This window comes from Gemmatimonadales bacterium, from assembly GCA_030697825.1.
Classification (GTDB): domain Bacteria; phylum Gemmatimonadota; class Gemmatimonadetes; order Gemmatimonadales; family JACORV01; genus JACORV01.
In genome coordinates, this window is record JAUYOW010000023.1 from 1 (window position 1) to 1,357 (window position 1,357).

The following is a 1,357-nucleotide window of genomic DNA, read 5'->3' on the forward strand; positions in this document are numbered from 1 at the left end:
GCCACGCCCGTGGCGATCGCATCGCGGAACGGACCCAGGTCCGCCTCGAGGCTCGCCCGGTCCGCCGCGACCACGGGCAGCTCCGCGTGCGAGTCGCTGGGGGTGCGGCCGTGGCCGGGGAAGTGCTTGGCGCACGCGAGCGCCCCCTCGGCCTGACATGATTCGATCCACGCACTCGCCAGCGCGCCGACGCGCCCGGGGTCGTCGCTGAAGCTGCGGGTCTGGACGATCGGGTTCGCCGGCTCGACGTCGAGGTCCACGACGGGCGCGAACACCCAGTTGATGCCGACGGCGCGCGCCTCGCGCGCCGTGATGCGGGCGGCCTCGCGGACGACGTTCTCGCCGAGGCGCGCCAGCGCCATCAGCGGCGGCAGCGACGTGAGACCGCGCACCTGCTGCCCCGCCCCGCGCTCGAGGTCCGAAGCGATGAGGAGCGGATGCGGCGCGGCCGCGGCGAGATCGCCCGTCAGCTTGCGGACGGCCTCTTTCTCGCCGCCGAAGATGATGAACCCGCCCACGCCCAGCGCGAGCGCTTCCTCGACGGCCTGCTTCGCGGGCTCGAACCCGTTCCGCGGGTCCCAGCGGATGGCCGGCAGTATCAGCTCTGCGATGGACTTCATGCGGGCGTCACCGTCCCCAGCACGCGCGGGCCGGCGGCGCCGGTTGCGCCGGGCTCGTTGCCCGGCCGCCCGGTCCAGGTGAGGTATCCGAGGAAGGCGAAAGCCACGGCTTCTTTCATGTCTCCGTCGAAGTAGAGGTCGTCGAATGATCGGTGCTCGACCCCGGTCCAGCATCGCTCGAGCGCGGCCACGAGCGCGGGGTTCCGCGCGCCGCCGCCCGAACGTACCACGTCGCGCGGGGCGCGGTCCCCGGGAATGAACCGCGCCGCGCTTTCGCCGATGGCGCGGGCGGTGAGCTCGACCGCGGTGGCGACCACGTCCGCGGGCGTCGCTCCACGCTCGAGGCACCACGAGACGAGTCCGGCCGCGAACCCCTCGCCGAATTGCTCGCGGCCCGTGCTCTTGGGCGGTGGCGCCGCGAAGAACGGATGCGCGAGCGACTCGGCGACGACCGCGTCCACGGCCCGGCCCTGAAGGGCGATCGCGCCGTCTTCGTCGAACCGGCGGCCGGGAAACAGCTGACGCACGCAAGCGTCAATCACCATCACGCCCGGGCCGGTGTCGAACGCGAGGATCGGCTCCGGGTCACCCTTGGGCGGCACCAGGGTCAGGTTCGCGATGCCCCCGATATTGAGCAGGACCCTCCGGCCGTCGTCACGCGCGAACAGCAGCCGGTCAACCCTCGGAACGAGCGGCGCGCCTTCCCCTCCCGCAGCCACGTCGCGCGCGCGGAAGTC

At 73.1% G+C, this 1,357-nt stretch carries 2 protein-coding genes; both read right to left on the bottom strand.

The genetic code is table 11. The features are described from left to right. Positions 1 to 620: glycoside hydrolase family 3 N-terminal domain-containing protein (locus Q8Q85_01040; protein ID MDP3772832.1), on the bottom strand; the 620-nt coding region annotated here is incomplete at its 3' end. Further along, positions 617 to 1,357 (bottom strand): anhydro-N-acetylmuramic acid kinase (locus tag Q8Q85_01045; GenBank protein ID MDP3772833.1); only part of this gene is annotated, 741 nt, incomplete at its 5' end. The genes Q8Q85_01040 and Q8Q85_01045, both read right to left, overlap by 4 nt.